The organism is Acinetobacter endophylla, assembly GCF_053543775.1.
In genome coordinates this window covers 1-1,103 of record NZ_JBLVOM010000024.1, presented here as the reverse complement: position 1 = coordinate 1,103, position 1,103 = coordinate 1, and the positions used below count along the sequence as shown (strand labels likewise).

At 33.2% G+C, this 1,103-nt stretch carries 1 protein-coding gene and 1 pseudogene; both read left to right on the top strand.

What is annotated here, in order from left to right:
- Positions 1-5: 5 nt before the first annotated feature.
- A pseudogene (locus ACNPNW_RS03175) lies at positions 6-370 on the top strand (IS3 family transposase); the annotation flags it as partial.
- 199 nt (positions 371-569) lie between these two features.
- Entirely contained in the window at positions 570-1,031 is a 462-nt protein-coding gene (locus ACNPNW_RS03170) for a DIP1984 family protein (RefSeq protein ID WP_004647839.1), read from the top strand.
- Positions 1,032-1,103 lie beyond the last annotated feature (72 nt).

Below are 1,103 nucleotides of genomic sequence, written 5' to 3'. Positions count from 1 at the left end.
CATGAAAAGCTTATTCAACAGGAGTTATGGTTCATTCTGACCAAGGCAGTCAGTACTGTAGTCGTGCTTTTAGAGCGCTATTATTGACGAATAACTTTATTCAAAGTATGTCAGGCAGTCTTGCGCAGTACACTGCTCATGTTGGGACAATGCAGTGACTGAAAGCTTCTTTCATACATTGAAAGGTCATGTAATCCATGGCAGTGTGTTTGCCACTCGAAAAGAAGCGAATGCTGTCCTGTTCGACTATATCGAGATTTATTACAATCGAATCAGAATACATTCTGCAAATGGCTGGTTAAGTCCTGAAGCCTTTGAACAAAAATATTGTAAGAATTTAGAGGGATCGAATGTCCATAATACTGTCTAGGATCAGATAAAGGATTCTGCATCTGAAAAAAAGGCCTTTAGCTTAATTCTGAGCTTCGACTAATGACAAAATATAAGACTTCTACCTCTGAAAATTGTAAAAAATCAATTTTTTTGATCTTTAAAGAATGAGGATATATAGTATTTGTAAAATTACTTAGCTGCTTAAAACTTAATTCTAATTGGTTAATAGGTGAAAAATGAAATTAGCAGAAGCTCTCTTACTTCGAAGTGATCAACAAAAAAAAATTATTTCACTAAAACAACGTATCAATGCAAATGTATTGGTACAAGATGGTGATAAACCATCTGAAGATCCAAATGAACTATTGAAACAAGTATTTTCTTTAATTCAAGAATTTCAAAAATTAAGTTATGCAATTCATGAAACTAATGCTTTAACAAAATTAAATGATGGTCGTTCTCTACTTGCTTTATTGACTTTGCGTGATGAATTTGTAGAACAGCACAAAACCCTAACTGCAGCAATAAGTAATACATCTCGTGAATCTGATCGTTATAGTACGCGGGAAATAAAGTGGCATAAAGTTATTCCAGTTTCATCATTACAAAAACAAGCTGATGATATTAGTCTTAAATTACGTGATTTAAATGTGTTAATTCAGTCGAATAATTGGAAAATTGATTTGATTGAAGCCTAATAGTCCTTTAGATATAATCAAGTTGAACATACTGGGCGAGTACAAGATCCCTTACTTCCACAACATAGGATT